Here is a 26740-nt window from a genome sequence, read left to right as displayed (position 1 = left end):
TTGATCGGTTTTGTTGAACGATGTGCAGCTTACCCGAAGTTTTTGGCAGTGGGACGCTCCTCGAAGATCACATCGGTATTCCAAAGGAGTGAAGAACACGGGCCGATCCGTCGCAAACGTGTGCCGAACTGAGCACAACTTAGGACAACGAACGACGAGCCGCCAGCGCGAGCGGGAAGTGCGTCCGCCCGCTACAATAACGCCTTGTTTTTGTTGTCTTTTTGCCATGAGCCAAGCCGTTCGCTGGAAACCCAGCGTCACCGTTGCCGCCGTCATTGAACAGAACGGGCGCTTCCTGCTGGTCGAGGAGCACACCGATGCCGGTCTGCGCCTGAACCAGCCCGCGGGCCATCTCGACCCGGATGAAAGCCTGGTGGATGCCGTCGCTCGCGAGGCGCTGGAGGAAACCACGTACAGTTTCGTGCCGACCGCCTTTCTTGGCTGCTACATGGCGCAGTTTCAGCCGCCGCAGGGCGATCCGGTCACCTATGTGCGAATGGCCTTCACGGGCGAGCTTGGGCCACAGGACCCGCGCCGCACGCTCGACGAGGGCATCGTCCGCACGGTCTGGATGACGCCGGACGAGATCCGCGCCAGCCGCGATCGGCATCGCAGCCCGCTGCTGCTCGCTTGCGTGGAGGACTACCTGGCCGGCAAGCGCTATCCGCTTGACATCATCCATACGCACGCCAGCGTGTATGGCTTGGGGGTGGCGCCATGAGCAAGAAGCGCGTCGTCGTCGGCATGTCCGGCGGCGTGGATTCCTCCGTCACGGCGTGGCTGCTCAAGCAGCAGGGCTACGAGGTCATCGGCCTGTTCATGAAGAACTGGGAAGACGATGACGACAGCGAATACTGCTCGACCCGACAAGACTGGATCGACGTCGTCTCTGTCGCCGACCTGGTTGGCGTGGACGTGGAGGCGGTCAACTTTGCGGCCGAGTACAAGGACCGCGTGTTTGCGGACTTTTTGCGCGAGTACTCCGCCGGCCGCACGCCCAATCCTGACGTGCTGTGCAACGCCGAGATCAAGTTCAAGGCCTTCCTGGACCATGCGATGGCGCTGGGCGCGGACACGATTGCCACCGGCCACTACGCCCGCGTGCGAGAGGTCGATGGTCGATTCGAACTGCTTAAGGCGTTTGACCACACCAAGGACCAGAGCTACTTCCTGCATCGGCTGAATCAGGCGCAGCTCTCGCGCACGCTGTTCCCGCTGGGCGAGATGCCGAAGACGCGCGTGCGTGAGATTGCGGCAGAGATTGGCCTGCCCAATGCCAAGAAGAAGGATTCCACCGGTATCTGCTTCATCGGCGAGCGGCCGTTCCGCGATTTCCTCAACCGCTACCTGCCGACCAAGCCGGGTCCGATCAAGACGCCCGACGGTAAGACGATCGGCGAGCACATCGGCCTGGCGTTCTACACGCTGGGGCAGCGCAAGGGCATCGGCATTGGCGGCAGCCGCGATGGCAACGGCGATGCCTGGTACGTGGCGCGCAAGGACATGGCGGCCAACACGCTGTACGTGGTGCAAGGCCACGACCACCCGTGGCTGCTGGCGCATACCGTACATGCAGCTGATCTGAGCTGGGTTGCTGGTCATCCGCCCGCAGAGGGCACGCAGTTGGGTGCCAAGACGCGCTATCGCCAGGCGGATGCGCCGTGCACGGTGGCCCGTGCCACCGGCGGTGCGCTCACGTTGGCATTTTCCGAGGCGCAATGGGCTGTCACGCCGGGTCAATCTGCCGTGTTGTACGACGGCGAGGTTTGCCTGGGTGGCGGCATCATTGCTTCAGCCGAAGCGGCTGTGCCCGAGAAGGCTGCTGCTTAGGCGATTTTCGCAACAGTCCGTTGTGACGGCTGCGGCCATCATCGGGGTCGTTTAAGCTGGCGCCCTGATTTGTCTCCACACAGGGTTTGTCATGCTGCCACGTCGCTATTGGGCCTTTGCGGGTGTTGTGCTGTTGTTCGTCATCACTGCGGGGTTCTGGGCCACAGGGCATCTGCACTGGGCGTGCGCGTTCATTCCGGGCTTGCTGGTGCTGCTGGGCATCTATGACGTGACGCAGACCCGCCACTCGGTGCTGCGCAACTACCCGCTGTGGGGCCACTTCCGCTTCCTGTTCGAGTTCATCCGCCCGGAAATCCGCCAGTACTTTGTCGAAGACGACACCGACGAGCGTCCGTTCTCGCGCGCCCAGCGCAGCATCGTCTATCAGCGCGCCAAGGGCGAAGTCGACAGCCGCCCGTTTGGCACCGAACTGGATGTGAAGGTTGCCGGGCACGAGTGGATTGGCCATTCGCTGGCGCCCACGCGCATCGCCTCGGCGGATTTTCGCGTGCTGGTGGGCGAGGGGCGTGCCAAGCCGTATTCGATGTCGGTGTTCAACATCTCGGCGATGAGCTTCGGGGCGCTGTCGGGCAATGCCATTCGCGCGCTCAATCGCGGTGCGAAGCTGGGCAACTTCATTCATGACACGGGCGAGGGTTCGATCTCGCCGTACCACCGCGAAGAGGGCGGCGATCTGATCTGGGAAGTCGCTTCGGGCTACTTCGGTTGCCGCGATGCCAATGGCCGCTTTGATCCGGACAAGTTTGCCGAGCAGGCCCGCAGCCCGCAGGTGAAGATGATCGAGGTGAAGCTCTCGCAAGGTGCCAAGCCTGGGCACGGAGGGGTGCTGCCTGCCGCCAAGGTCACGCCCGAGATTGCCGCTACGCGTGGTATTCCGATCGGCCAGGCCTGCGTCTCGCCGGCCGCCCACTCGGAGTTCTCAACGCCGCTGGGGCTGCTGCAATTCGTGGACCGGCTGCGCACGCTGTCGGGCGGCAAGCCGACGGGCTTCAAGCTGTGCATTGGACACCCGTGGGAGTTCTTTGGCATCGTCAAGGCGATGCTGGAGTCGGGCATCCTGCCGGACTTCATCGTGGTCGATGGGGCGGAGGGCGGTACGGGCGCCGCGCCGCTGGAATTTACCGACCACGTTGGCACGCCGCTGCAGGAAGGGTTGCTGCTGGTGCACAACACGCTGGTGGGTACCAACCTGCGCGACAAGATCAAGATCGGCGCGTCGGGCAAGATCGTTACCGCCTTTGATGTCGCCCGGACGCTAGCGATGGGGGCTGACTGGTGCAACTCAGCGCGCGGCTTCATGTTTGCGCTGGGCTGCATCCAGGCGCAGAAATGCCACACCGATCGCTGCCCGACGGGCGTCGCCACGCAAGACAAATCTCGCCAGAAAGCACTGGTGGTGCCGGACAAGGCCGAGCGCGTGCATCAGTACCACGACCACACGCTGCACGCGCTGCTGGAGTTGACGCAGGCGGCAGGCCTGCAACATCCGGCGGACTTCCGCGCGCACCACATCGTGCGTCGCGTGTCGGGCAACGAGGTGCAGTTGCTCTCTACGCTGCTCAAATACCTCGAACCCGGCGATCTGCTCGCCGGGCGCTACCGCTATCAGCTCTATGAGCGCTACTGGCCGATGGCCCAGGCCGAGCGGTTCGACCCGGTGGCGGTGTAACGCTCATCAGCGCGATCACTTCGATCAGAACAAGTGCTTGATGCCGGCGCCGTAGGTCGTTACCCGGTTGCCGCGCACATTCGAATTTGGGTCTTCGCGGTCGAAGAACACGTAAGGCATGGTGCGCTTGCTGAGGTTGTAGCCGTAGCCGATCTGGAGCTTCTTGAGCCGGCCCGCGCGGTCGGTCTGCACGTCGCGCTCCATGTAGTTAGCGGTGATCTGGTGCGCGGTGCCAAACGGCACCGTGAAGCCCGCCAACCAGTAGCGCACCTGTGAGCGCGTGGTCATCGTGCCGGCATAGCGGTCACGGCCGATCACGGCATAGGTATTGACCACCGTGAAGTTGTAGCCGACCGCCAACTGCACCTTGTCGTTGAAATCATTGGCGACCAGGCCGCCGCGCTTGTCATCCTTCGAGTAGCCAAGGCCAGCAGAGAACGGGCCATTGTCGTAGTTCAGGCCGACGTCGTAGGCGCGCCAGTCGCTTTCGAATCGCACAGGGGCGGCCGGATTGGCCGGCGGCGTTTCCGGGCCGGCAAAGTACATCCGCGCGCGCAGCGAGAAGCCGCCGAAATCCGGCGATTGATACCCAAAGGCATTCGACACGCGGTTGCGCGCATTGAGCACCTTGGTGCCGATGGCCGTGGCGCCCGCATCGTGGATGACGAAATCCGTGATGTGCGTGATCTGCGAGTAGATCGGTGAACCCACTGCCGTGGCCGAGTCCAGTCGGCCCAGGGCAAACGCGCCGAACGCGCCGGTCAGCCCCACATAGGCATTGCGGAACTGCGGGTTGACGGCCGTGCCGTCGTCGGCGTTGAAGCCTTGCTCCAGGCCGAACACGGCGGCCATGCCGTTGCCCAGGTCTTCCTTGCCACGCATGCCCCAGCGTGAGGCGTTGTCGGTTTCCTGCGCGGCGGAGCCTTTCGGGCCCTTTTGGACTTCGGCATCAAGATCGACGCGTCCGTACAGGGTGACGTCGGCAGCGGTGCTTGGGGTGGCGACCGACATCAGACAGCCGAGTGCCATCAGGCTTGCCGGGACAAAACGTTGCATGGAGTTCCTCCTCTATGGTTTTATAGAATAAAACAATGTTTCATAAAATCGTGCGGGCGACCACAATCCGGTGTCAAGCGCGTCGATATGGGTAATTTCCCGTAAACGTCTGTAATAAGAGGTTTATTCCTCAATGACGGTGTTTACGGGATAACCCGCGTTGCCAGGATGCACGCTGTGCCATCACACTTCGGTTTCATTAAATAAAACAGTGTTTCAAAAAACGCTGCGCGTGTTCGATGTCGATGCCGTCTCCTTCCGCCTTCCACCTCACGCTGCCGCAGGCGCCGGCCATGCCTGTCGTTTTCGATTCGCCGCATAGCTCGCGTGCGTTTCCGGAGGGCTTCACGACCGTGGCGCCGGAAGAGGCGCTGCTGACCACGTGGGATGCGTACGTCGACGAGTTGTGGGCTGGCGTGCCGGAGCTGGGCGGTACGTTGCTGGCGGCGGCCTTTCCGCGGGCGTACATCGACGCCAACCGTTCGATCAACGACATTGATGCGGCACTGCTGGCTGAGCCGTGGCCCACGCCGCTGCAGCCTGAGTCCTACACCGCGCGCGGCATGGGGCTGATCCGCCGGTTTGCGCTGCCCGGTGTGCCGATGTACGACGCGCCGTTGTCGCTGGCTGAAGTGCGTGCACGCATTGACCAGTACTACCTGCCGTATCGCGCGGCGCTGGAAGCGGCGCTTGACGGCGCGTGGCAGCAGTTCGGCCATGTCTGGCACGTCGATTGCCACTCGATGAAGTCGCGCGGCAACGCCATGAATGAAGACAACGGTGCGCTGCGCCCGGATGTTGTCGTGAGCGACCGCAGCGGCACCAGCGCCGATCCGGCATTCACCGCGTGGGTGGCCGACACGCTGCGTGCGCTGGGCTTTCGTGTGCAGATCAACGACCCTTATCGCGGTGGTGATCTGGTGCGTAGCTACGGCAATCCGGCAGCGCAGCGGCACAGCATTCAGATCGAACTCAACCGCGCGCTCTACATGAATGAGGCTACCTGCGAGAAGCACGATGGCTTTGAGGTTTTGCGTGGACAACTGACCCGTTTCGTGGAAGCCTTGCGCGGCTATGTTGGCGAGCAACTGCGCCACGAACAACTGAACAATCAGAAGGGTTAGGTGCCATGAGCTACATCGTCGAATCGGTCGACAGTGCGTTGTCGTTGCTGACGCTGGTGGCGGAACATCCGGGCCTCGGGGTGACCGAGCTGTCCAACCGTCTCGGCATCAACAAGTCGCGCGCGTTCCGCCTGCTGCATACGCTGGAGGCGCACCGCTTCGTCATTCTCGATGCCAAGACGTCGACCTACGCGCTGGGCCCGCAGGCCTTCGTGGTGGGTGTCGCAGCTGCCGCGCAAGATGCGGTGGTACGCACCGCGCATCGGCACATGTTGCTGCTCAACCAGCAGGTGAACGAAACCATCATCCTGCGCGTGCGAGAAGGGCAGGAGACCGTGTGTGTGGCGCGCTGCGAGACCTCGCACGAGATGCGCATCATCGGCCGCGTCGGCAACCGCCGCCCGCTGTGGTATGGCGCGGCGGGCAAGGTGCTGCTGGCGTTCGCCCCGCAGGAGGTGCGCGCGCAGTACCTGGGCAAGGTCAAGCAACTCGCTGCCGAATCGCTCGGCCCCGAACCGCAGGTCATCGCCGAGCAGATCGCCGCCGTCCAGCAGAAGGGTTACGCCACCAGCTTTGGTGAAGTCACGCCCGGTGCCGCTGCCGTGTCCGTGCCCGTGCGCGACGTGAGCGGTATGGCTGTCGCCGCGCTCAGCATTTCAGGGCCGGACACGCGCATCACCGCGCGTGACGTGCCGCAATTGCTCGAGCCGCTGCTGGCCTGCGCTGCAAGCATTGGCCGCGAGCTCGGCTACAACCCGCCACCCCCCTGATTCTTCAATAACGATCCGCCGCAGGAGCCATTTGCATGTCCGCCACCCTGGAGACCGAACGCGTAGAAACGCAGCGCCCGCACGCCGGGTTCATGCACCCGATTGTGATGATGCTGTGGGTCATGCTCGCAGCCATCTGCATGACCTACCTTGTGGACGCAGGCAAGTTCGAGCGTAAGGGCAAGCTGGTGGTGCCCGGCACGTACCAAGTGGTGCCCAAGGTGGCCGGGCTGCCGGAATTGACCTCGCCGATGCCCCACAAGAGCACGCCGGCCGAGGCCCATGCGGCCAGCGTGGTCGGCGCGGTCATGGCGATTCCGCAAGGGCTCATCAAAAGCGCACCGCTGGTGTTCATGGTGATGTTCGTGGGCGGCATGTTCGGCGTGATGCGCCGCACCGGCGTGATCGACGCTGGCATTGATCGCCTGCTGCAGATCACGGGCGGCAACATCTATCGCCTGGCACCCGCCGTGATGATCGTGCTCGGTCTGGGCAGCAGCTTTCTCGGGTTGATCTCGGAATACCTTGTGGTGATCCCCATCGTGGTGGCGATGGCGCGGCGGCTTGGCCTGAATGAGCTGTACGGGCTGGCGCTGGTGACCATTGCCGCCAAGGTCGGCTATATCGCATCGGTCACCAATCCGCTGGCGTTGCCGATTGCGCAGCCGCTGGCTGGCGTGCCGCTGTTCTCGGGCATCGACATGCGCCTGGCCGTGTTCGTCGTCTTCATGGCCATCGGCATTGGCTACTGGCTCTGGCGTGTGCGGCGGTCCGGGCAAGTGACGACCTACGTGCCGACCGAGAACAAGCGCCTGTCGCGCAGTCATGTTGCGGTGCTGCTTGTGCTGCTGGCATCGAGCGTGATGATGATCGTCGGCACCCGCCTGTGGAGCTGGCACAACGTTGAACTGGCCGCGTTCTACATCGTCATGGCCATGGCGATTGCGCTGGCAGGGCGGCTCGAGTCGCGCGTGGCATCCGAAGCGTTTGTCGACGGCATGAAGGGGATGATGCTGGCGGGGCTGCTGATCGGACTTGCATCCGCTGTGGAGCTGATCCTGCAGAACAGCCTGGTGCTCGACACCATCATCCACAGCCTCACGCGCCTAACACAGGACAGCGCGCGCCCCGTGGTGGCCGGCGGCATCATGGTCATGGAGATGATTCTGGACGTGTTCATGCCGTCGCTGTCGGGCAAGGCGGCGGTGAGCATGCCCATCCTGGCGCCGATCGCGCACCTGTCAGGCGTGAGCGGGCAGACTACCGTGCTGGCATTCCTCATGGGCGGCGGCCTGATGAATATGGTCACGCCCACCTCGGGCATGCTGCTGGCCTATCTGGCGACGGCGCGCGTGAACTACGGCCAGTGGGTAGCCTTCATCTTTCCGCTGTTCGCAGCGCTGTTTGTGCTGTCGCTGCTGGTGCTGGGCGTGGCGGTCGAGATCGGCTACTGACCGCCACCCAAATCACTTGAATCGACCAACTTACTGCGGCTGGGTTTCGATGAAACTCGGCCGCTTTTCCATCCGTGCGTAGAACGCGGCCAGGTTGGCGTGGCGTTCGCGCCAGTCGATCTGCGGCTGGCGGAAATCCAGGTAGCCAAGCGCACAGCCAACACAAATGTCGGCCAGCGTCAGGTGGTTGCCGTTGCACCAGGTCTTGTCGGCCAGCCCCTGTGACATGGCCTTGAGTGCGTCGTCGATCTTGTGGTTCTGACGTGCCAGCCATGCTTCGCTGCGCTGCTCAGGTGTGCGTTGCGTGTGCTCGATGCGCAGCATGAGCGCGGCGTCGAGCAGGCCGTCGGCCAGCGCTTCCCAGCAGCGGACTTCCACGCGCTCGCGGCCCGACGGCGGGATCAGGCGCGCCACCGGCGATAGCGTGTCGGCATATTCGGCAATCACGCGGGAATCGAACAGGGCGCCGCCGTCGTCCATCACCAGGCAGGGCACCTTGCCCAGCGGGTTGAACTGGTGGATCTGCGTGTCGGCGCTCCAGACGTCTTCCAGCACGAACTGGCAGTCGATTTTCTTTTCGGCCAGCACCACTCGCACCTTGCGGGTGTACGGGCTGGCGTGGGATCCGATCAGTTTCATAGGCATGTCTTGTTGGAGGCGGAAGTATAGCTGCGCACTTTCCCGCGTGCTCTGGGCGGCGCTTCAACCAAACGGAGGCTTGCCAAGGTCCCGGATTGGCCCTGAGACCGGCGTGCCGGGTGGTAAAATCGCGGGCTCGCTGGGGTGCGCGTATGCACCTTGGTTCAACGCTCGATGCAGCGTCCGGGTTGTCCGGATTGAGATTCCCTTCACATTTTTCCCCGCCTGCCATGTCGTCGCTTTCCGCACTGACCGCTCTGTCTCCCATCGATGGCCGCTACGCTGCCAAGGCCGATCCGCTGCGCGAGTGGCTGTCGGAAGCCGCTTTCATGCGCAACCGCGTGAAGGTAGAGGTGCACTGGCTGATCGCCCTGTCGCAGGCCGGCCTGGCAGAAATCCCGCGTTTTTCGGCCGAAGCCGAGCAAGCGCTGCTGGCCCTGGTCGAAAACTTTGCCGAGGCAGACGCCGCCCGCATCAAGGAAATCGAAGCCGTCACCAACCATGACGTGAAGGCCGTCGAGTACTGGATGAAGGAGCGCGTAAAGGGCAACGCCGAGCTGGAAGCCGCGAGCGAATTCATCCACTTCGCGTGCACGTCCGAGGACATCAACAACACCTCGCACGGCATGATGCTCAAGGGCGCGCGCGACACGGTGGTCGTGCCCGCACTGCGCCGCGTGCAGGCTCGCCTGGTGGAACTGGCCCACGCCAACGCCGATGTGTCGATGCTCTCGCGCACGCACGGCCAGCCCGCCAGCCCGACCACGCTGGGCAAGGAAATGGCCAACGTGGCCGCCCGCCTGGACCGTGCCATCCGTCGTATCGAGGCAGTGGAATTGCTGGGCAAGATGAACGGCGCGGTGGGCAACTACAACGCGCACCTGTCGGCGTACCCGCAACTGGATTGGGAAGCCTTCTCGAAGAATGTGATCGAAAGCCGCCTTGGCCTGACGTTCAACCCGTACACCATCCAGATCGAGCCGCACGACTACATGGCCGAACTGTTCGATGCCGTGGCGCGTGCCAACACGATCATCCTGGACCTGGACCGCGACGTCTGGGGTTACATCTCGCAGGGCTACTTCAAGCAGAAGACCAAGGCCGGCGAGATTGGCTCGTCGACCATGCCGCACAAGGTCAACCCGATCGATTTCGAAAATTCCGAAGGCAACGTCGGCCTGGCCAATGCAGTGCTGCGTCACCTGTCGGAAAAGCTGCCCGTGTCGCGCTGGCAGCGTGACCTGACGGATTCGACCGTGCTGCGCAACATCGGCGTGGCCTTCGGCTACAGCCTGCTGGCATACGACGCCTGCCTGCGCGGCCTGGGCAAGCTGGAAACCAACCCGTCGCGCCTGGCGGAAGATCTGGACAACTGCTGGGAAGTGCTGGCTGAGCCGGTGCAGACCGTGATGCGCCGATATGGCATCGCCAACCCGTACGAGCAGCTCAAGGAACTGACACGCGGCAAGGGCATTTCGCGCGAGGCGCTGCGTGACTTCATCGGCACACTGGCCATTCCCGAGGACGCTCGCAAGCTGCTGCTGGATATGACGCCGGGCAGCTATATCGGCAAGGCTGAAGAGCTGGCGCGCCGAATCAGCAGCCTTTGATTGTTTCGAAAATTTGTTGGCTGCACTGAAAACAGCCTCCTCCGTATGACTACGGAGGAGGCTGTTTTGCTATGTGGGCTCTGTAGAATGTACCGCGCTACCCTATTGGTCGCCGTCTACCATTCATCAAAAAATTTGAATTTCTCGGTGAACTTGAGGGGGTCCTGCTTGGCCGGATCGCTTCAATAATGCACAAACATTTGGCGCCGTGGTCTTATCGGCAGGCGCCGCTTACCAAGAGCGTCCCAAACTGAGGGAACCGATGTCACAAGCTGCCCAATCAAATCTCGCCATGCGCGCCGCTGCTGATGACGGCGCTTATGGCAAGCCTGCCATCGCGCTGCACTGGATCATCGCGCTGCTGATCTTTGCGGCGTTCGGGCTCGGTCTGTACATGACCGACATTCCCGGCTTTACGCCGACCAAGCTGAAGCTGTACTCGTATCACAAGTGGATTGGCGTGACCGTGCTGATCTTTGCCGTGCTGCGCGTGCTGTGGCGCCTGACGCATCCGGCGCCGGCCCCGGTGGCCGGTATGCCGAAGTGGCAGCATCGGGCTGCCGAAGGTGCACACCTTGTGTTGTATCTGCTGATTCTGGCGGTGCCGCTGACGGGCTACCTGTTGAGCGTGGCGGCAGGTATCAAGGTTGTCTACCTTGGCGTGTGGGAAATGCCGATGCCCTTCGAGAAAAGCGATGCACTCAAGGACATCTTCAGCTTCGCGCACCAGTGGTTGAACTGGACCATGGCCGCCATTGTTGTGCTGCATATCCTAGCCGCGCTCAAGCACCACATGGTTGACCGCGACGGCACGCTGCGACGCATGCTGCCCTTCCTGCGCTGAATTCGTGCGCTGATTTCCAAACGCACCGGTGTGTGCCGGTGCCCTGGCTTCCCATCCTGACCAAGACCGCCGGCACGACCGGCCTGACCGAAGGAGTCTGATGATGAAACGTTTTGTGCGCCCCCGCGCTATCGCCCTGGTTGCCGCTGGCGCGCTGTCGATCGCTGCGGTATCGGTATCGGCCATCGCCCAGGTGGACGCTGCCAAGAGCAGTGTGACGGCCACCGGTAAGCAACTCGGCGTGCCGATGGACATCAAGTTCGGCAAGTTCGACGCCACCGTGAACTACAACCCGGCCAACGTGGCTGCGTCCACGGCCAAGGTCGATATCGACATCAACAGCGTCGACGTGGGCAGCAAGGAATACAACGACGAGCTGAAGAAGAAGGATTGGTTTGACGCTGCCAAGTATCCGAAGGCCACCTTCGTGTCGTCGGCATTCAAGCCGGGCGCCAATGGCAAGGTGGACGTGGTCGGCAAGCTGACCATCAAGGGCGTCACGCAGGACGTGACCGCACCCGTCACGTTCAAGCAGGACGGCGCCACCCAGGTCTTTGAAGGCGCGCTGCCCGTCAAGCGCAATGCATTCAAGATCGGCGATGGCGATTGGAAGGACACCTCGGTCGTCGCCGATGATGTGACGATCAAGTTCCGCGTTGTTATCGCCAAGAAGTAATACACCCCTCAGCGTCGCGTTTTTGCTCTCGTTTTCGCCCCCATTACCTGCTGGAGTTCACATGAAACTGCGTACCCTCGTTGCTGCTCTGTCTGCTGTTGCCGCCACCGCCGCGTTTGCTGCACCGGCCACGTACCAACTGGACCCGACTCACACCTACCCGAGCTTTGAAGCCGACCACATGGGCGGCCTGTCGAAGTGGCGCGGCAAGTTCGACAAGTCCAGCGGCTCCGTCACGCTGGACCGCGAAGCCAAGAAAGGCACCATCGACGTGACTGTGCAGACCGACAGCATCGACTTCGGCATGGCCAAGCTGAACGATCACGCCAAGGGCGCTGAAATGTTCGACGTGGCGAAGTACCCGACTGCCACCTTCAAGGGCAACTTCACCAAGTTCAAGGGCGATGTGCCGACCGAAGCCGAAGGCCAGCTCACGCTGCGTGGCGTGACCAAGCCGGTCAAGATGGAAATCGACGCGTTCAAGTGCATGCAGCACCCGATGCTCAAGCGTGAAGTCTGCGGCGCTGACGCCGAGATGAAGTTCAACCGCGACGAGTTCGGCATCGACTACGGCAAGGCCTACGGTTTCAACATGGAAACCAAGCTGAAGATCCAGGTGGAAGGCCTGAAGCAAGACGCCAGCGTCGCGCAGCAATAAGCTGCCACGCGCGGCAAATAAAACGCCCCGGCTTTCAAGGCCGGGGCGTTTTTATTGGTAATTCCGACCCAAAGAAAAAGCCCCGCGATTGCGGGGCTTTTCTTGTTGCCTGACCGGCTGGGGAGGGTACTCAGACCTGCGCGCCGAAGTTCGGATCATCGTTCGGGCCAGTGGCCTTCTTCTCGGACTTGACGAGGTCTTCGCGCTTGACGCCCAGCCACATGCACAGCGCGGCGGCCACGAACACCGACGAGTAGATACCAAACAAGATACCGATGGTCAGCGCCAGAGCGAAGTAGTGCAGTGTCGGGCCGCCGAACACCAGCATCGACAGCACCATCATTTCGGTCGAACCGTGGGTGATGATGGTCCGCGAGATGGTGCTGGTAATCGCGTGGTCGATCACCTCGTGCGTGTTCATCTTGCGGTACTTGCGGAACGCCTCGCGGATCCGGTCGAAGATCACGACAGACTCGTTCACGGAGTAGCCCAGCACCGCCAGGATACCGGCCAGCACCGATAGCGAGAACTCCCACTGGAAGAACGCAAAGAAGCCCAGGATGATGACCACGTCGTGCAGGTTGGCGATGATGCCCGCCACTGCAAACTTCCACTCGAAGCGGATCGACAGGTAGATGACGATGCCGATCACCACGAACAGCAGCGCCAGCAGGCCATCGGTGGCGAGCTCCTTGCCGACCTGCGGGCCGACAAACTCGACGCGCTGCAGCGTGGCGTCGGGGTTGGTGGCGTTCAGAGCCGTCATGACCTGCTGGCTCTGTACGGCCGAGGGGATGGGCTTGCCATCCGGGCCGCTCTTGAGCGGCAGGCGGATCATCACGTCGCGCGAGGTGCCGAAGTTCTGCACCTGGGCGTCGGCATAGCCGAGCTTCTCGACGTCGGCGCGGACCTTCGGCAGATCAGCGGCCTGGGTGTAGGCGACTTCCATCACCGTACCGCCGGTGAACTCCACCGACAGGTGCAGCCCCTTGTGGAACAGGAAGAAGACAGCGGCGATAAACGTGATGAACGACACAGCGTTGAGAACCAACGCGTGCTTCATGAACGGAATATCGCGGCGGATGCGGAAAAACTCCATGGTCTGCCCTTTGTGGCAACCGGCCCGCGAGCGTGGGCCAGTGCCGGTTATGCAAGATGTCTGTGGGTGAGGTGCCTTACTGCTTCGCCGGCGGCTGTGCGTTGGGAGCGGTATTGCCCGGCTTCCAGATCTGGCCGATTGCCAGGCCTTGCAGCTTCTTGCGGCGGCCGTACCACAGGTTGACCAGGGCGCGGTTGAAGAACACCGCCGAGAACATCGAAGTCAGAATGCCCAGGCAGTGCACCACGGCAAAGCCCTTGACTGGACCGGAGCCGAAGGCGATCAGTGCCAGGCCCGCGATCAGCGTGGTGACGTTCGAGTCCACGATGGTTGCCCACGCACGCTCGAAGCCCGCGGCAATCGCCATCTGGGCCGAGGCGCCGTTGCGCAGCTCCTCACGGATGCGCTCGTTGATCAGCACGTTGGCGTCAATGGCCATACCCAGTGCCAGCGCGATAGCGGCAATGCCCGGCAGCGTGAGGGTGGCCTGCAGCATCGACAGCACGGCAATCAGCAAGAACACGTTCACGCCCAGCGCCACCACCGAAAACACGCCGAACAGCATGTAGTACACGACCATGAACACCGACACCGCCAGGAAGCCGTACAGCGCCGAGTCGAAGCCCTTGCGGATGTTGTCGGCACCCAGCGACGGGCCGATGGTGCGCTCTTCAATGATCTCCATCGGCGCAGCCAGCGAGCCTGCGCGCAGCAGCAGCGCCAGGTCGGCCGAAGCTTCGGTCGAGCCCATGCCGGTGATCTGGAAGCGCGAGCCCAGTTCGGACTGGATGGTGGCCACCGTCAGCACTTCGCCCTTGCCCTTTTCGAACAGGACGATGCCCATGCGCTTGCCGATGTTGTCACGCGAGACATCGCGCAGCATGCGGCCACCCTGGCCGTCGAGCGTGATGTCGACCGACGCATTGTGGTTCTGGTCGAAGCCTGCCGAGGCGCTGGTGATGCGGTCACCCGTGAAGATCACCTGCTTCTGCAGCAGCACCGGAGCGCCGCGACCTTGCGTGAAGAGCTCGTCGCCCAGGGGCACCGGGTCGCCGGCGCGCGGCACGAGCGGCGCATTCGGGTCGGCCAGGCGGGCTTCGAGCGTGGCGGTACGGCCGATGATGTCCTTGGCCTTGGCGGTGTCCTGCACGCCGGGCAGTTGGACGACGATGCGGTCCGGGCCCTGTTGCTGGATCACCGGTTCGGCCACGCCCAGTTCGTTCACGCGGTTGTGCAGCGTCACGACGTTCTGCTTGACGGCGTTGTCCTGCACTTCCTTCATCGCGGCCGCGGTAAAGGTGCCGGTGAGCGTGGCGCCGTCAGCGGTCTTGTCGACGCTGTAAGCCAGTTCGCGGGTGGAATCCGCCAGCACGCCACGGGCGCGGTCGGCGTCGTCGGCGTTGCTGAACTTAATGGTGATCGCGTTGCCGCTGCGATCAATGCCGTTGTGGCGGATGCTCTTGTCGCGCAGTTGCGTGCGGATGTCACCGGCCAGCGAGTCCAGCTTCTTGGTGACCGCGCCGTTCATGTCGACTTGCAGCAGGAAGTGCACGCCGCCACGCAAGTCCAGACCCAGGAACATCGGCAGGGCGTGGATAGAGGTCAGCCAGCGCGGCGAACCCGACAGCAGGTTCAGCGCGACGATGTAGGTCGGATCGGTCTGGTCGGTGTTCAGGCCGCGGGCCAGGATGTCCTTGGCCTTGAGCTGCGTGTCGGTGTCGGCAAAGCGCACACGCACGCTGGCCGAGGTACCGTTGTTGTCGAAGAACACGCCGTTGGGCTGGATATTGGCCGCAGCGAGCAGGCTCTCAACCTGCTTCTGGACGTTCAAATCGACCTTGACGGTGGCCTTGCCCGAGGACACCTGCACGGCAGGCGCCTCACCGAAGAAATTCGGCAGCGTATAGAGGAACCCGATGGCAAGCGCCACCAGGATCACAAGGTATTTCCAGAGCGGATAGCGATTCATCTTGCTTGGATGGCGGTGAGGCGGCCCGTCAGCGATGCGGGCGTGGGCGCGGATTCTTAGAATAGGCGCTGCCAGGGGTTCCGGCGCCCGCGTACAACGCTCGGGCGCCGGTCATACCGGATTACAGCGCTTTGAGCGTGCCCTTGGGCAGCACAGTCGTCACGGCGCTCTTCTGGACGGTGATTTCAGTGTTGGCAGCGATTTCAACCACCACGAACTGCTCGGTCACCTTGGCAACCTTGCCCAGGATGCCGCCGGCGGTGACGACTTCGTCGCCCTTGGCCAGGGCTTCGAGCATGGCCTTGGTTTCTTTCTGGCGCTTCATTTGCGGGCGGATCATGATGAACCACAGCACCACAAACATCAGGATGATGGGCAGGAAGCTCATCAGGCCACTGGCGGCGCCGCCCGCCGGGGCGGTTTGTGCGTAAGCGTCGGAAATGAGGAACACGGTCAAAACTCCGTAAATGGGTCGTCAATCGGTCAAAAATTGGACCGAACATTCTACCATTGCCGCCTTGCGGCAAATGGGCGCATGGCCAGTCCTGTCAAGGGGGTGTCAGAGTGCGCCGCGGGCCCGGTCGGCGGCAAAGCGCACCTGGAATGCGGCAAAGCTGTGCGACTCAATGGCGGCGCGCATCTCAGCCATCAGCTCCAGGTAGTAATAGAGGTTGTGGATGGTGTTCAGGCGTGCACCCAGGATTTCGCCCACGCGTTGCAGATGGTGCAGGTAGGCACGCGAGAAATTGCGGCAGGTGTAGCAGCCGCAGGTTTCGTCCAGCGGGCGTGGGTCATTGCGGTGCACCGCATTCTTGATCTTGATGTCGCCAAAGCGGGTGAACAGCCAGCCGTTGCGCGCGTTGCGGGTGGGCATCACGCAGTCGAACATGTCGATGCCGCTAGCGACGCCTGCCACCAGGTCTTCCGGCGTGCCCACGCCCATCAGGTAATGCGGCTTGTTGGCCGGCAGGCGCGGCGCCACGTGCTGCAGCACGCGCATCATGTCTTCCTTCGGCTCACCCACCGACAGGCCGCCGATGGCATAGCCGCCGAAACCCTGGCCGCCTGCATCGGCGTCAATGGCTTGCAGACCCGCCAGCGATTCGTCGCGCAACTGCTCGAACATGCCGCCCTGGACGATGCCGAACAGCGCGTTCGGGTTGTTCTCTCGCGCGAATTCGTTGCGCGAGCGTTGCGCCCAGCGCAGGCTCATGCGCATCGACGCAGCGGCTTCTGCCTCGGTGGCCGGGCGACCATCGATCTGGTACGGCGTGCATTCGTCAAACTGCATGACGATGTCCGAATTCAGCCGGCGCTGGATCTGCATGGAAATCTCGGGCGACAGGAATAGCTTGTCGCCGTTGATGGGCGAGGCGAATGTCACGCCTTCTTCGGTGATCTTGCGCAGATCGCCCAGCGAAAACACCTGAAAACCACCCGAATCGGTCAGGATGGGCTTATCCCAGCCATTGAAGCCGTGCAGGCCTTTGTGCGCATCCATCACTTCCAGCCCTGGGCGCAGCCACAGGTGGAAGGTGTTGCCGAGGATAATCTGCGCGCCGATCTCCTTGAGTTCCGCCGGCGACATCGCCTTGACCGCGCCATAGGTGCCCACCGGCATGAAGATGGGTGTTTCCACGACACCGTGGTTCAGGGTCATGCGGCCGCGTCGGGCAAGGCCATCGGTGGTGAGCAGTTCGTACTTGAGCATGGTCAGGCAGATTGGGTGTCGGCGGGGTTGCGTTCCGCGCGCGTGAGGAACATGGCGTCGCCGTAGCTGAAGAAGCGGTAGCGCTGGGCAATGGCGTGCTGGTAGGCGCCGCGGATGGCGTCCATGCCGGCAAATGCCGATACCAGCATCAACAGCGTCGATTTGGGCAGGTGGAAATTGGTCACCAGCGCGTCGACCGCACGGAAACGGTAACCCGGGGTGATGAAGATATCGGTCTCGCCGCTGCCCGCATTGAGCGTGCCGTCGGGCTGGGCTGCGGATTCAAGTGCACGCATCGACGTGGTTCCCACGGCAATCACGCGCCCACCCGCCGCCCGCGTGGCGCGGATGGCCTCGGCCAGTTCGGGCGAGATGGCATACCACTCGCTGTGCATGCGATGCTCGGCGATGTTTTCCACGCGCACCGGCTGGAACGTGCCGGCACCCACGTGCAGCGTCAGGAAGCCACGCTGGATGCCCCTGGTGTCGAGCTCGGCAAACAGCGCATCGTCGAAATGCAGGCCGGCTGTGGGCGCCGCCACCGCACCCGGGTTGCGTGCGTAGACGGTCTGATAGCGCGTCTCGTCAAAGCTGTCCGGATCGTGCTCGATATAGGGCGGCAGCGGCAGGCGGCCGTACTGCTCGATCAGGTCCAGCGCCGGTTGCGGGAAGCGCAGCGTGAAGAACGGTTCGGCGCGCGGGCCCACCGTCACATCAAAGGCATCGGCCAAGCGCAGTGTGGTGCCCTCGACCGGCGACTTGCTGGAGCGGATCTGCGCCAGCACGGTGTGCTCATCCAGCAGGCGCTCGACCAGCACCTCGACCTTGCCGCCGCTGGCCTTGTGGCCAAAGAAGCGGGCCTTGATGACGCGTGTGTCATTGAAGACCAGCAGGTCGCCGGGGCGCAGGTAGTCGACCAGATCGGCAAACTGGCGGTCATCAAAGTGCACGCCATCTTTGGCACGGCGCACAGCCAGCAGGCGGCTCGCGGTGCGGTCGGGCAGGGCGGTTTGCGCGATCAACTCGGGCGGCAGATCGAAATCGAAATCGGACAGCGTCAGCATGGATGGGGCGCGGTTGAAGAATCGCGCCAAGTGAAGAGAGCGGCGCCGGTACAATCGGGCGAAACCGCAAAGTTCGCCATTGTAAACGTCCTGTGCCGCCTCGCGCCCGTTCCGCCGCTGATACCGCTCCACTGCCCGACGCTGATACCGCGCCGGCGCCGAAGCCAAAACGTGCGACCCCGGCAGACAAGCCGGCCAAGACCGCGCGCCCGGCCGACAAACTCGCCAAGCTGGGCCTGCACCGCGACGTTGATCTCGTCCTGCATCTGCCGATGCGCTACGAGGACGAAACCACGCTCCTGACCATCGCCGAGGCCACAGCGCGCGCCAACACTGGCTGGGCAGCGCAGGTGGAAGGCACGGTCACGCGCAACGAAGTGGCGTTCCGGCCGCGCCGGCAACTTGTTGTGCACATCGCCGATGATTCGGGCGAACTGGTGTTGCGCTTCCTCAACTTCTACGGCAGCCAGGTCAAGCAGATGGCCGAAGGCGTGCAACTGCGTGTGCGTGGCGAGGTGCGCGGCGGCTTCTTTGGCGCGGAGATGGTGCACCCGACCGTGCGCACCGTGGCGCCCGATGAACCGCTGCCCGATCGTCTGACGCCAGTGTATTCGACCGTGGCGGGCGTGCCGCAGGCGTATCTGCGCAAGGCAATCCTGAATACGCTTGCACGCACGCCGCTGCCGGAAACGGTGCCGAACAGCCTCATTAACGGCCCGCTGGCGCCGCTCAAGCTGATGGCGCCCGCCGAAGCCGTGCGCCTGCTGCACCAGCCCACGCCCGACGTGGATGAGCACAGCCTGGTCGAGCGCACGCACCCGGCGTGGCTGCGCATCAAATTTGATGAGCTGTTGTCGCAGCAGCTCTCGCTCAAGCGGGCACAGGCGGCACGCCGCACACGCAACGCGCCAGTGTTGCGTGCCAGCGGCGAGGGCGGCCTGCTCGCGCGCTTCATGCATGCGCTGCCCTTCAAGTTGACCGGCGCCCAGGCCCGCGTGTGGGAAGAGATCCGCGCCGATCTCGCGCACCCGTATCCGATGCAGCGGTTGCTGCAGGGCGACGTGGGCAGCGGCAAGACCGTCATCGCTGCGTTGGCCGCGTGCCAGGCCATCGACGCCGGCTGGCAGGCCGCGTTGATGGCGCCGACTGAACTGCTGGCCGAGCAGCACTACCGCAAGCTCTCCTCATGGCTTGCGCCGCTGGGTGTCGACATTGTCTGGCTGGCCGGCAGCCTCAAGCGCAAGCAGAAGGACGAGGCAGCCGCACGCGTGGCGGACGGCTCAGCGCAACTTGTGATCGGCACGCACGCGCTGATTCAAGACACGGTGACGTTCGCACGCCTTGGCCTGGCCGTGGTGGATGAACAGCATCGCTTTGGTGTCGCGCAGCGGTTGGCCCTACGTGGTAAATCCGGCGTCAAGGCAAGTCATGGCGACGCACCTGTCGCCGCCAACGCCCAGGTGCCGCACCAGTTGATGATGTCGGCCACGCCCATCCCGCGCACGCTGGCGATGACGTACTACGCCGACCTCGACGTCTCCGCCATCGACGAATTGCCGCCGGGGCGCACGCCAATCGTCACGCGGCTGGTGAACGACGCACGCCGCGACGAGGTGATCGAGCGCATCCATGCCGCCGCACAAGAGGGGCGACAGGTCTACTGGGTATGCCCGCTGATTGAAGAGAGTGAAGCACTGCAGTTGCAAACGGCGGTGGAGACCTTCGAGACACTCTCTCAAAGCCTTGCTGGTTTGAAGGTGGGCCTGGTGCACGGCCGCTTGCCTTCCGCCGACAAGGCCGCCGTGATGAGCGCCTTTGCCAGCGCAGAGCTGCACGTGCTGGTCGCCACCACCGTCATCGAAGTGGGCGTGGACGTACCCAATGCCTCATTGATGGTGATTGAGCACGCCGAGCGCTTTGGTCTTGCGCAGTTGCATCAGTTGCGCGGGCGCGTGGGGCGGGGCACGGCGGAATCAGTGTGCATCCTGCTGTATCAGGCGCCGCTGTCGCCCACGGCCAAGCAGCGCCTGCAGACCATGCGCGAGACCACCGATGGTTTCGAGATTGCCCGGCGCGATCTGGACATTCGCGGCCCTGGTGAATTCCTGGGCGCGCGGCAGTCGGGCGAGGCCATGCTGCGCTTTGCCGATCTCAACCACGATGCGTGGCTGGTCGAGTTTGCGCAGGGTGCCGCAGAGCAGATGCTCGCGCGCTTTCCCGAAGCGGTGGAGGCGCACCTCAAGCGCTGGCTGGGCGAGCGCGAGCACTATCTGCGGGTCTAGCCGCCCGAGGCGCTAGCGGCGCGATCCGCCTTCATGACCCCCCCCCTCATGCCCGCCGTGGAATCCGCCACGGAAACCACCGCGTGCAAAGCCGCGGCCATCATGGCGGAAGAACACGTTGTGCATGCGGTGGATGTGGTGAAAGCGATCCACGAAGACCACGCTGCCTAAGAACACGGGCGGACCCCAGTACCACGTGTCATCCAGGTAATACGGTGGGCCGTAGTCGGTGGTGGGGCTGCCGTCGGTGTCCACCATCTGCCAGGTTCCGTCCGGTTGCAGGCACGCGGTGCCTTGCACCTCCTGCATGACGCCGTTGATCTCGGTTTGTCCAGTCATCGGCTGGCAGGTGCCGACCGGCATGTCCTGCGCGGTTGCGCATGCGCAGATGCCCAGCGTGATCAGCGCCATCGTCAAGGTTGTCAGACGCTTCATGTTCATCCCCCAACACCAGGAATGCCCGACGTCTCAATACGTGCTGCAGCGGTAGTTCAGTGACCGGTCTGGTCGTATTGCCTGGCACATCGGTTTGCCTGCGGGATGGCGCGGGCGTGCTCGCACAACGCATCCTGCACCCACGTAAACCGAACGGGCCCGCGCTTTATTCCGGCGCGGGCACGTTGCAGGTGTAACGGTTTATTGCCGGGTGACGTAAGCGATGCGTCGGCCTTCAATGCTCGGTGGCCGTCGGCAGGGCCTGCTTGCGCAGGCGTTTGGTGGCGTACATCGCGCGGTCGGCCTGATCGAGCAAGGTGGTGATCTCGGTGCCGTCTTCGGGCATGAATGCGACGCCTACGCTTACGCGCAGGTCCAGCGGCTGGCCTTCAAACGCGTAGGGCTGCTGCACCTCTTCAACCAGGCGCTCGCATTGGGTCTGCGCGTCGTCTCGCGCATCGATGCCCGGCAGGATGACGGCAAATTCATCGCCGCCCACGCGCGCCACGGTGTCGGAGCGGCGCGCGCTGCGGCTCATGCGCTGCGCGGTCTCGCGGATGGCCGCATCGCCGGCGCGGTGGCCGTAGCGGTCGTTGATGGTCTTGAGATTGTCCATGTCGACGTTGAGCACGCCGAGCGCGCCTTGCGCACGCTGCGCGAGGTGGATCGACTGGCGCAGACGGTCGTAGAACAGTGCACGGTTGGGCAGATCGGTCAGCGCATCGTGCGTGGCACGCAGGTAGAGCTGGTCGCGCTCGGCATTGGCCGCATGGAACATGGCCGCGGCAATCAGCTCAGACATCAGTTCCAGCACGCCGACATCGCGCTCGGTAAAGGCATCCACCTCGGGTGCCACCAGCTTGAGTACGCCCACCGTCGTATCCAGATGCTTGAGCGGCGTCACCACCATTGAGCGCAGGCCAACGCGGCGGCATGCTTCGCGGTCTACGCGCGGGTCGATCTCGGCGTCTTCGCAGCGCAGGATGGCGCCGGTTTGCACACACAGGCCCGACAGGCTGCCCTGGCGCGCCAGGCGCAGGCCCAACAGCGAGTCAGTCAGCCCGGACGTGGCGCGATAGACCATCTCTTCGCCCTCGGCCAGTTCCAGCACGGCACCGGTCGCGCAGGTCAGGCGCTGCGCCCGCTCGGTGACGAGCGCCATGATGGCTCCAAGGTCCGTACCAAGCTTGGCGATTTCGGACTGCGCTCGCACGATCTCGATGAGGGTGGCGGGGTCCTGCAGGCTGGCGTGATGGAAGGTCGACATGCGGTGGCAAAACGGGTCATTCGAGTCGCAAATTCTAGCGTGGTCGGCCAAACTGCGTAGATCAAATTGCTGCTGCTGAATCCGAGGGATTAGGGTGTTCGGATACCTCGTATTGGTACGCGCAAGTGATGTGGCGGCAGCGCTCTTTCGTTGGGAAATCAAGCGTGATGCATGCGCGCTGCTCGCTTCATGCACCGGGTTGAGATGTATTGACCGAGCGTGACTGAGACGCGGGGTGCATGGTGTCTCTGGCGGGTGAGTCGCCATGACTTCATGCCTGGCAGAGGCTCCACGGAGCGACCGCGCATGGCTTCACGAACAGCAGCGAGCAACGCACGCAGTACATCAGGTTGTGTCGGAAACGTTTGGCCCCGAGCGTATCCAAATGCAGGCGTATCTCATGCGGTTGCATGCACATCAGAGCAAAGAAAATTTCATGCTTGGCCGCGCAGACCATCTCCTAGGCTAGGACTGCCATTGCGCAGTCCCCGCGCAGCGCGCGCCGGATCCACACACAACAATTACGGCGATGCACTGTGCAAGCGAGTGCAGTCATCGGGGCCCCCTCCGAACTGCAGCGCGCAAACCAGCCCCCCGGTTTGACTGCGCCGTTCATGCCGCTGCCCGCGTTGCGCTTGCGCGCCGCAGGGTTCGCGACACATCCATGCAGGAGATGAACGCACCCGATTCCCGATTTCCGATTCAGCACCAAAGAAGCAATGACCACGACCCTGGGGAGGAGCTATGTCACTGCGTTTCGGAGTTCAGCAAGCTTTGCGTGGTGCGGCGCTACTGGCCGCACTGAGCCTTGCACAGACAGCTGCGGCGCAAGCCGTGCCGACCGATGCCGCCGGAGGATGTCCGATCTCGCCGGCCACCGTCGCCAGCTTTTTTGAGAGCGGTACGGTCACGCTCAACGGCGTGGTCAAGCCCGCTGACAGCACCGTGGCGCTTGCGCCCAACTGCGGCTTCTTCCAGTGGACGGAGCAGATGTTCCTGTGGCTGACGTCACCCGCGCCGGCCACGTATGGCGGCGGCAGCCACGTCATGTTCTCGCCGCAGTTCTACACGGTCAGCCCTGAAGACAGCAGCGGACGCCGCAACTTCATCCCCAACTCGCCGGGGCGGCCGATCAACATGTTCCTGCGTGCAATGGAGCTGGGTCCGCATGGCCTGCCGATCGTGATGGCGCGCACCGGGCAGATCGTGGAAGTGCCGCACGAAACGCCGGGGCAGAAACCGCCGTCAATTCGCCTGGCCAACGGCAAGCTGATCCCGGGCACACAAGTTCAGAACGTGCGCAAGACTGAGCAGGGCACGCTGGAACTGCTCGATGCACGTGGCAAGCTGCTGGTGCCGAAGGTGCTCAAGCTCGCGCCGATCGTTCGCCAGCGCGCGCTGCTGTCGGCAGATCGGCCGGTGCCAATCGTGCCCATGAAGGCGTTCACTTCCGCCATCCAGGCGCGCAAGCTGGTCATCAAGGGCATTCCGATTTTCATTGATCCCGCGGGCAATGTGATCGACGTCGAGCCCGGCCAGGCAGACAGCGGGGTGCTGATCTCGCAGAACGGGTCGTTGATCTACTACATCATCGCCGTGAACGATGTCTTTGCCTTCCACCGCACGATGCAAGGCGCGGCGGTGATCCCGGGCAACACGAACATCGCGTTCCCAACCTCGATGGCCGATGTGAATGCCGTGGTCAGCTTTGCAGCCAGCAAGGGCCACACGATCCAGGACCCGAAGGCCCTGGCCATCGAGACCAAGTCGAGCTGGATGGATGCCAGCAAGGTGCCCAACCCGAACGACTACATCCAGGTTGAAGCCGTGGTCCCGACGTTCGACAAGAGCAACCCGAACAACTGGGTTCCCAACGGGCAGACGACGCTGAAGCTGGTCATGCTGGGCCTGCACGTGGTGGGCTCAACCAGCGGACACGGCGAGATGGTGTGGGGCACGTTCGAGCACGAGGGCAATGCACCGAATGCCACCTACGCCTACAACTCGACGAGCGGCCTGAAGACCGTTGCGCAGAACACCTCGGGCAGTTGGCTCTTCACGCCCAGCGGGTCGAGCGGTCCGTTCAACGCCACCAACAACAGCTGGACAGGCACCGCCATCACCGGCACGCCGGTGGGTCCGTCGCCCGTGCTGCGTGCCAAGCCGTGGGGCTCGAACGACGGCGGCAACCCTGCCAACGCGGCCGGCCTGAATACGCAGGTGATCTCTGCCAACGCCAGCGTGATCTCGCAGTTGAACGCGGCAGACGTGCGCCGGCAGTACTTCCAGCTGGGCACGACGTGGACGATTGGCGGTGCACCGCCCAACGGTGGCAACGAGGTCGGCACGAACCATCTTGCCAACGCGACGATGGAGACCTTCGTGCAGGGCGCGACGCCATCTGCCCCGAGTGCCAACTGCTTCTCGTGCCATACGACCAACAAGGTGCCGGTCAGCCATGTCTATCCGAGACTGACGCCGCTGCCCTGATCGGCAACGGGGCAACCGGATGCCGGTTATCGACGGATGCGAGAGCGTCCGTCGATAACCGGCGGTGATTGGCGGTTAGCCAAACGCGGTCTCAGCCCGCAAACATCCACACGGCAGCCGATGCGGCCAGGCAGTAGCAGCCGAACAGATACCAGCGGCCCTGCTCCAGCCAGCGTGAGAGCCAGCGCAGTGCCACCAAACCGGCAATAAAGCTGAACACCATGCCCAGCAGGCTCGGCGCCAGCATGTGCAGCATGCTGTCGGCTGTGCCCGCGTAGGCCTTGTAGAAGCGATAGCCTTCCTTGACGATGACCGCCGGGGTCAGCACCACGGCGAGGGCGAAGCTGAACTCCTCGGCACGGCGACGCTGCACGCCCACCAGCATTGCGCTGGAGATGGTCGCGCCCGAGCGCGACAGCCCACGAAACGGCAGGCACAGCCCCTGCACGGCTCCGATCCAAAGGGCGCGCCAGCCGGTCAGCGCTCCGGTGGCCGTGTTGGCGTACCGGGACGACACGATGATCAGCACGCCGGCCACGGCCAAGCTGACCGCCATCAACCTGGAATTGCCAAAGAGGTGCTCCACCTCGAAGCTGTCGGCGCCGCCCATGAAGACGTGCTTGATCACATAGAGCAAGGTCAGCCCAACGACACCTGTGGCCGCCGTGGCCACGGCCAGCTGGACGCCGTTGTTCCATAGCGCCTTGGTTGACGAGAAATACGTCTGCCGCCACGAGCGCCAGAAGTACACGATGACCGCAAACATGGTGCCCGTGTGCAGCATGACCAGCATCAGCGTCATGTCGGGCGAGGTCGGGTCCAGCCCCAGCCATCTTTCGGCCAGGATGACGTGGGCCGAACTGGAAACCGGCAGCAGCTCGGCAAGGCCCTGTACACAGGCCAGGATGATGATGTGGAGCGTGGTCATGCTTGGTGGGGGCGATGTACTGAATGTTGTGTGGTGACGTGCTCGTGGCATGGCCAAGGCTTGTCAGACCGGAACGGTATCAGATCATCAAGACGGGTTCGTGCTGTCGTGATCGGCGGGCCATGGAGGCCAAGTTTCTCGTCAAGCCCGAGGTGGCTTGAGGGGCATCGGCGCCGTACTTGCACGTGCTGCCCCTGGCCGATCCGATCAAAGGTGCCTGCCGAACCATTCGGCTGCGGCACTGCTGGTCTGCTCAAAGTGTTCGATATACGGCGTGAAGTGCCCGCCCCTGATCAGCACCAGCGCCTTTGGTTGCAGTGCCCGCTCGTAGGCCTGCAGGCAGAGGTCGACGGGCGTCAGGACATCCTTGTCGGCCACGATCATCAGCAGGGGGATGGGAGAGATGCGGTCGATAAAGGCGCCCGGCTCGTTCTCGCGCGACAGCTCCGCACTGCGTAGGGTGACTTCGTTGCGCCAGTTCGGGGCGAACGGTGCGGTGTCGGTAAAGAAGCGGAAGCTATCCGCGCCGGCCATTGCACACGGCGCTGTCGGGTCGGCGGACACGGCGGGCATCGTCATCGGTGCGGCACCCTCGAAGCGCTGCTGCCTGTCCTGTGCGAAGCGCGCCAGCGCGGCCGGCACGAGATCGGCACGCGTGCGCCGCAAGGCGGATTGGTAGCCACTGATGGTGGGCACTTGCGACACCACGCACTTGACCCGTTTGTCGACGGCAGCGACCTCCAGCACATGGCCCCCGCTGAAGCTCGTACCCCAGGCGCCGATGCGCTGGCCGTCTACCTCTGGCCGCGTCAGCAGGTAGCTGATGGCGTCGCGATAGCCACGCTTTTGCAGCACGGGGTCGGCCTCTTGGCGCGGCTGGCCGTCGCTCGCCCCAAAGTTGCGATGGTCATACACCAGCACTGCAAAGCCGCTGCGGGCGAAGACTTCGGCATAGCGATCAAGGTATTGCTCTTTGACCGCGGAAAAGCCATGCGCCATCACGATGGCCGCGCTGGCCCGGTCTGGGCGCGCATCTGCGGCTAGGTAGAACCAGCCGCGCAGGATCACGCCTTCGGATAAAAATTCAACGTCTTCACGCACCATGTCGGGTCCTCATTCGTTTTGCTGCACGGATTGTGCTGGG

General features: G+C 63.4%; 23 protein-coding genes. 12 read left to right on the top strand and 11 right to left on the bottom strand.

What is annotated here, in order from left to right; all coding sequences use genetic code 11:
* The first annotated feature begins 226 nt into the window (after window positions 1-226).
* The 3 genes from R2N11_RS15090 (at window position 227) to R2N11_RS15080 (ending at window position 3520) form a co-directional block, all read left to right on the top strand.
* A complete protein-coding gene (locus R2N11_RS15090; protein WP_199033331.1) occupies window positions 227-721 on the top strand; it encodes an NUDIX hydrolase in 495 nt (164 codons plus the stop codon).
* Window positions 718-1830, top strand: a complete 1113-nt coding sequence (gene mnmA / locus R2N11_RS15085; RefSeq protein ID WP_316681588.1) for a tRNA 2-thiouridine(34) synthase MnmA — start codon at window positions 718-720, stop codon at window positions 1828-1830. Before R2N11_RS15090 ends, mnmA begins: the two co-directional genes overlap by 4 nt.
* Before the next feature lie 91 nt (window positions 1831-1921).
* Window positions 1922-3520, top strand: coding sequence for an FMN-binding glutamate synthase family protein (locus R2N11_RS15080; protein WP_316681587.1), 1599 nt, complete (start codon window positions 1922-1924; stop codon window positions 3518-3520).
* Window positions 3521-3544: 24 nt separating this feature from the next.
* Here the strand turns inward: R2N11_RS15080 and R2N11_RS15075 are convergent, their stop codons facing one another.
* Window positions 3545-4549, bottom strand: a complete 1005-nt coding sequence (locus R2N11_RS15075; protein WP_430715449.1) for a porin — start codon at window positions 4547-4549, stop codon at window positions 3545-3547.
* 266 nt (window positions 4550-4815) lie between these two features.
* Between R2N11_RS15075 and R2N11_RS15070 the strand changes: the two genes are divergently transcribed.
* From R2N11_RS15070 to R2N11_RS15060, 3 genes are read left to right on the top strand one after another with little or no spacing between them, the layout of a single operon-like run.
* Window positions 4816-5700 (top strand): N-formylglutamate amidohydrolase, encoded by an 885-nt coding sequence (locus tag R2N11_RS15070; protein WP_199032725.1) that lies wholly within the window; start codon window positions 4816-4818, stop codon window positions 5698-5700.
* A 5-nt stretch (window positions 5701-5705) separates the two neighbouring features.
* Window positions 5706-6470 (top strand): IclR family transcriptional regulator, encoded by a 765-nt coding sequence (locus R2N11_RS15065; protein ID WP_316681585.1) that lies wholly within the window; start codon window positions 5706-5708, stop codon window positions 6468-6470.
* 35 nt (window positions 6471-6505) lie between these two features.
* Window positions 6506-7924, top strand: coding sequence for a YfcC family protein (locus R2N11_RS15060; protein ID WP_316681584.1), 1419 nt, complete (start codon window positions 6506-6508; stop codon window positions 7922-7924).
* 30 nt (window positions 7925-7954) lie between these two features.
* On the opposite strand, the gene R2N11_RS15055 is transcribed toward R2N11_RS15060, so the two are convergent.
* Window positions 7955-8563, bottom strand: coding sequence for a glutathione S-transferase N-terminal domain-containing protein (locus R2N11_RS15055; protein WP_316681583.1), 609 nt, complete (start codon window positions 8561-8563; stop codon window positions 7955-7957).
* 230 nt (window positions 8564-8793) lie between these two features.
* On the opposite strand from R2N11_RS15055, the gene purB reads away from it, so the two are divergent.
* The 4 genes from purB to R2N11_RS15035 all read left to right on the top strand — a co-directional run bounded on the left by purB (window position 8794) and on the right by R2N11_RS15035 (window position 12351).
* Window positions 8794-10173 carry an adenylosuccinate lyase gene (gene purB, locus R2N11_RS15050; protein WP_316681582.1) on the top strand — a complete coding sequence of 460 codons (1380 nt, stop codon included), beginning with the start codon at window positions 8794-8796 and terminating at the stop codon, window positions 10171-10173.
* 262 nt (window positions 10174-10435) lie between these two features.
* Window positions 10436-11017, top strand: coding sequence for a cytochrome b (locus R2N11_RS15045; protein WP_316681581.1), 582 nt, complete (start codon window positions 10436-10438; stop codon window positions 11015-11017).
* A 103-nt stretch (window positions 11018-11120) separates the two neighbouring features.
* On the top strand, window positions 11121-11693 hold the full coding sequence (locus R2N11_RS15040; protein WP_316681668.1) for a YceI family protein: 573 nt from the start codon (window positions 11121-11123) through the stop codon (window positions 11691-11693).
* A gap of 61 nt (window positions 11694-11754) precedes the next feature.
* Window positions 11755-12351, top strand: a complete 597-nt coding sequence (locus R2N11_RS15035; protein WP_199032762.1) for a YceI family protein — start codon at window positions 11755-11757, stop codon at window positions 12349-12351.
* Window positions 12352-12481: 130 nt separating this feature from the next.
* Here the strand turns inward: R2N11_RS15035 and secF are convergent, their stop codons facing one another.
* The 5 genes from secF to queA form a co-directional block, all read right to left on the bottom strand.
* Window positions 12482-13450 carry a protein translocase subunit SecF gene (gene secF, locus R2N11_RS15030; protein ID WP_316681580.1) on the bottom strand — a complete coding sequence of 323 codons (969 nt, stop codon included), beginning with the start codon at window positions 13448-13450 and terminating at the stop codon, window positions 12482-12484.
* Window positions 13451-13526: 76 nt separating this feature from the next.
* Window positions 13527-15419: a protein translocase subunit SecD gene (gene secD, locus R2N11_RS15025; protein ID WP_316681579.1), complete on the bottom strand. Its 1893-nt coding sequence runs from the start codon at window positions 15417-15419 to the stop codon at window positions 13527-13529.
* A gap of 121 nt (window positions 15420-15540) precedes the next feature.
* Window positions 15541-15870 (bottom strand): preprotein translocase subunit YajC, encoded by a 330-nt coding sequence (yajC, locus tag R2N11_RS15020; RefSeq protein WP_031329700.1) that lies wholly within the window; start codon window positions 15868-15870, stop codon window positions 15541-15543.
* Window positions 15871-15978: 108 nt separating this feature from the next.
* Complete coding sequence (gene tgt, locus R2N11_RS15015; RefSeq protein ID WP_199032759.1) at window positions 15979-17130, bottom strand: tRNA guanosine(34) transglycosylase Tgt; 1152 nt, start codon at window positions 17128-17130, stop codon at window positions 15979-15981.
* Window positions 17131-17132: 2 nt separating this feature from the next.
* Entirely contained in the window at window positions 17133-18194 is a 1062-nt protein-coding gene (gene queA / locus R2N11_RS15010; protein WP_316681578.1) for a tRNA preQ1(34) S-adenosylmethionine ribosyltransferase-isomerase QueA, read from the bottom strand.
* Window positions 18195-18286: 92 nt separating this feature from the next.
* On the opposite strand from queA, the gene recG reads away from it, so the two are divergent.
* Entirely contained in the window at window positions 18287-20476 is a 2190-nt protein-coding gene (gene recG, locus R2N11_RS15005) for an ATP-dependent DNA helicase RecG (RefSeq protein ID WP_316681577.1), read from the top strand.
* A 12-nt stretch (window positions 20477-20488) separates the two neighbouring features.
* Here recG and R2N11_RS15000 read toward each other — a convergent pair whose 3' ends face one another.
* Together R2N11_RS15000 and R2N11_RS14995 are read right to left on the bottom strand one after the other, a co-directional pair.
* On the bottom strand, window positions 20489-20917 hold the full coding sequence (locus tag R2N11_RS15000) for a hypothetical protein (protein ID WP_316681576.1): 429 nt from the start codon (window positions 20915-20917) through the stop codon (window positions 20489-20491).
* A 229-nt stretch (window positions 20918-21146) separates the two neighbouring features.
* Window positions 21147-22178 carry a diguanylate cyclase domain-containing protein gene (locus tag R2N11_RS14995; protein ID WP_316681575.1) on the bottom strand — a complete coding sequence of 344 codons (1032 nt, stop codon included), beginning with the start codon at window positions 22176-22178 and terminating at the stop codon, window positions 21147-21149.
* Window positions 22179-22922: 744 nt separating this feature from the next.
* On the opposite strand from R2N11_RS14995, the gene R2N11_RS14990 reads away from it, so the two are divergent.
* Window positions 22923-24668: a hypothetical protein gene (locus tag R2N11_RS14990; RefSeq protein WP_316681574.1), complete on the top strand. Its 1746-nt coding sequence runs from the start codon at window positions 22923-22925 to the stop codon at window positions 24666-24668.
* Window positions 24669-24759: 91 nt separating this feature from the next.
* Here R2N11_RS14990 and R2N11_RS14985 read toward each other — a convergent pair whose 3' ends face one another.
* Both R2N11_RS14985 and R2N11_RS14980 read right to left on the bottom strand, forming a co-directional pair.
* On the bottom strand, window positions 24760-25596 hold the full coding sequence (locus R2N11_RS14985; protein ID WP_316681573.1) for an undecaprenyl-diphosphate phosphatase: 837 nt from the start codon (window positions 25594-25596) through the stop codon (window positions 24760-24762).
* Window positions 25597-25803: 207 nt separating this feature from the next.
* Window positions 25804-26700, bottom strand: coding sequence for an alpha/beta hydrolase (locus tag R2N11_RS14980; RefSeq protein WP_316681572.1), 897 nt, complete (start codon window positions 26698-26700; stop codon window positions 25804-25806).
* Window positions 26701-26740: the final 40 nt, after the last annotated feature.

Origin of the sequence: Ralstonia flaminis (assembly GCF_958415495.1) — a bacterium.
GTDB lineage: Bacteria > Pseudomonadota > Gammaproteobacteria > Burkholderiales > Burkholderiaceae > Ralstonia > Ralstonia flaminis.
Note: the sequence above shows the minus strand (reverse complement) of the source record. Positions and strands in the feature narration are given on the sequence as shown.

What these genes read in the sequence shown, in the direction of transcription:
- R2N11_RS15090 (WP_199033331.1), top strand. Translation starts at nt 227, where the DNA reads ATGAGCCAAGCCGTTCGCTGGAAACCCAGCGTCACCGTTGCCGCCGTC.
- mnmA (WP_316681588.1), top strand. Translation starts at nt 718, where the DNA reads ATGAGCAAGAAGCGCGTCGTCGTCGGCATGTCCGGCGGCGTGGATTCC.
- R2N11_RS15080 (WP_316681587.1), top strand. Translation starts at nt 1,922, where the DNA reads ATGCTGCCACGTCGCTATTGGGCCTTTGCGGGTGTTGTGCTGTTGTTC.
- R2N11_RS15075 (WP_430715449.1), bottom strand. Translation starts at nt 4,549, where the DNA reads ATGGCACTCGGCTGTCTGATGTCGGTCGCCACCCCAAGCACCGCTGCC.
- R2N11_RS15070 (WP_199032725.1), top strand. Translation starts at nt 4,816, where the DNA reads ATGTCGATGCCGTCTCCTTCCGCCTTCCACCTCACGCTGCCGCAGGCG.
- R2N11_RS15065 (WP_316681585.1), top strand. Translation starts at nt 5,706, where the DNA reads ATGAGCTACATCGTCGAATCGGTCGACAGTGCGTTGTCGTTGCTGACG.
- R2N11_RS15060 (WP_316681584.1), top strand. Translation starts at nt 6,506, where the DNA reads ATGTCCGCCACCCTGGAGACCGAACGCGTAGAAACGCAGCGCCCGCAC.
- R2N11_RS15055 (WP_316681583.1), bottom strand. Translation starts at nt 8,563, where the DNA reads ATGAAACTGATCGGATCCCACGCCAGCCCGTACACCCGCAAGGTGCGA.
- purB (WP_316681582.1), top strand. Translation starts at nt 8,794, where the DNA reads ATGTCGTCGCTTTCCGCACTGACCGCTCTGTCTCCCATCGATGGCCGC.
- R2N11_RS15045 (WP_316681581.1), top strand. Translation starts at nt 10,436, where the DNA reads ATGTCACAAGCTGCCCAATCAAATCTCGCCATGCGCGCCGCTGCTGAT.
- R2N11_RS15040 (WP_316681668.1), top strand. Translation starts at nt 11,121, where the DNA reads ATGAAACGTTTTGTGCGCCCCCGCGCTATCGCCCTGGTTGCCGCTGGC.
- R2N11_RS15035 (WP_199032762.1), top strand. Translation starts at nt 11,755, where the DNA reads ATGAAACTGCGTACCCTCGTTGCTGCTCTGTCTGCTGTTGCCGCCACC.
- secF (WP_316681580.1), bottom strand. Translation starts at nt 13,450, where the DNA reads ATGGAGTTTTTCCGCATCCGCCGCGATATTCCGTTCATGAAGCACGCG.
- secD (WP_316681579.1), bottom strand. Translation starts at nt 15,419, where the DNA reads ATGAATCGCTATCCGCTCTGGAAATACCTTGTGATCCTGGTGGCGCTT.
- tgt (WP_199032759.1), bottom strand. Translation starts at nt 17,130, where the DNA reads ATGCTCAAGTACGAACTGCTCACCACCGATGGCCTTGCCCGACGCGGC.
- queA (WP_316681578.1), bottom strand. Translation starts at nt 18,194, where the DNA reads ATGCTGACGCTGTCCGATTTCGATTTCGATCTGCCGCCCGAGTTGATC.
- R2N11_RS15000 (WP_316681576.1), bottom strand. Translation starts at nt 20,917, where the DNA reads ATGAACATGAAGCGTCTGACAACCTTGACGATGGCGCTGATCACGCTG.
- R2N11_RS14995 (WP_316681575.1), bottom strand. Translation starts at nt 22,178, where the DNA reads ATGTCGACCTTCCATCACGCCAGCCTGCAGGACCCCGCCACCCTCATC.
- R2N11_RS14990 (WP_316681574.1), top strand. Translation starts at nt 22,923, where the DNA reads ATGTCACTGCGTTTCGGAGTTCAGCAAGCTTTGCGTGGTGCGGCGCTA.
- R2N11_RS14985 (WP_316681573.1), bottom strand. Translation starts at nt 25,596, where the DNA reads ATGACCACGCTCCACATCATCATCCTGGCCTGTGTACAGGGCCTTGCC.
- R2N11_RS14980 (WP_316681572.1), bottom strand. Translation starts at nt 26,700, where the DNA reads ATGGTGCGTGAAGACGTTGAATTTTTATCCGAAGGCGTGATCCTGCGC.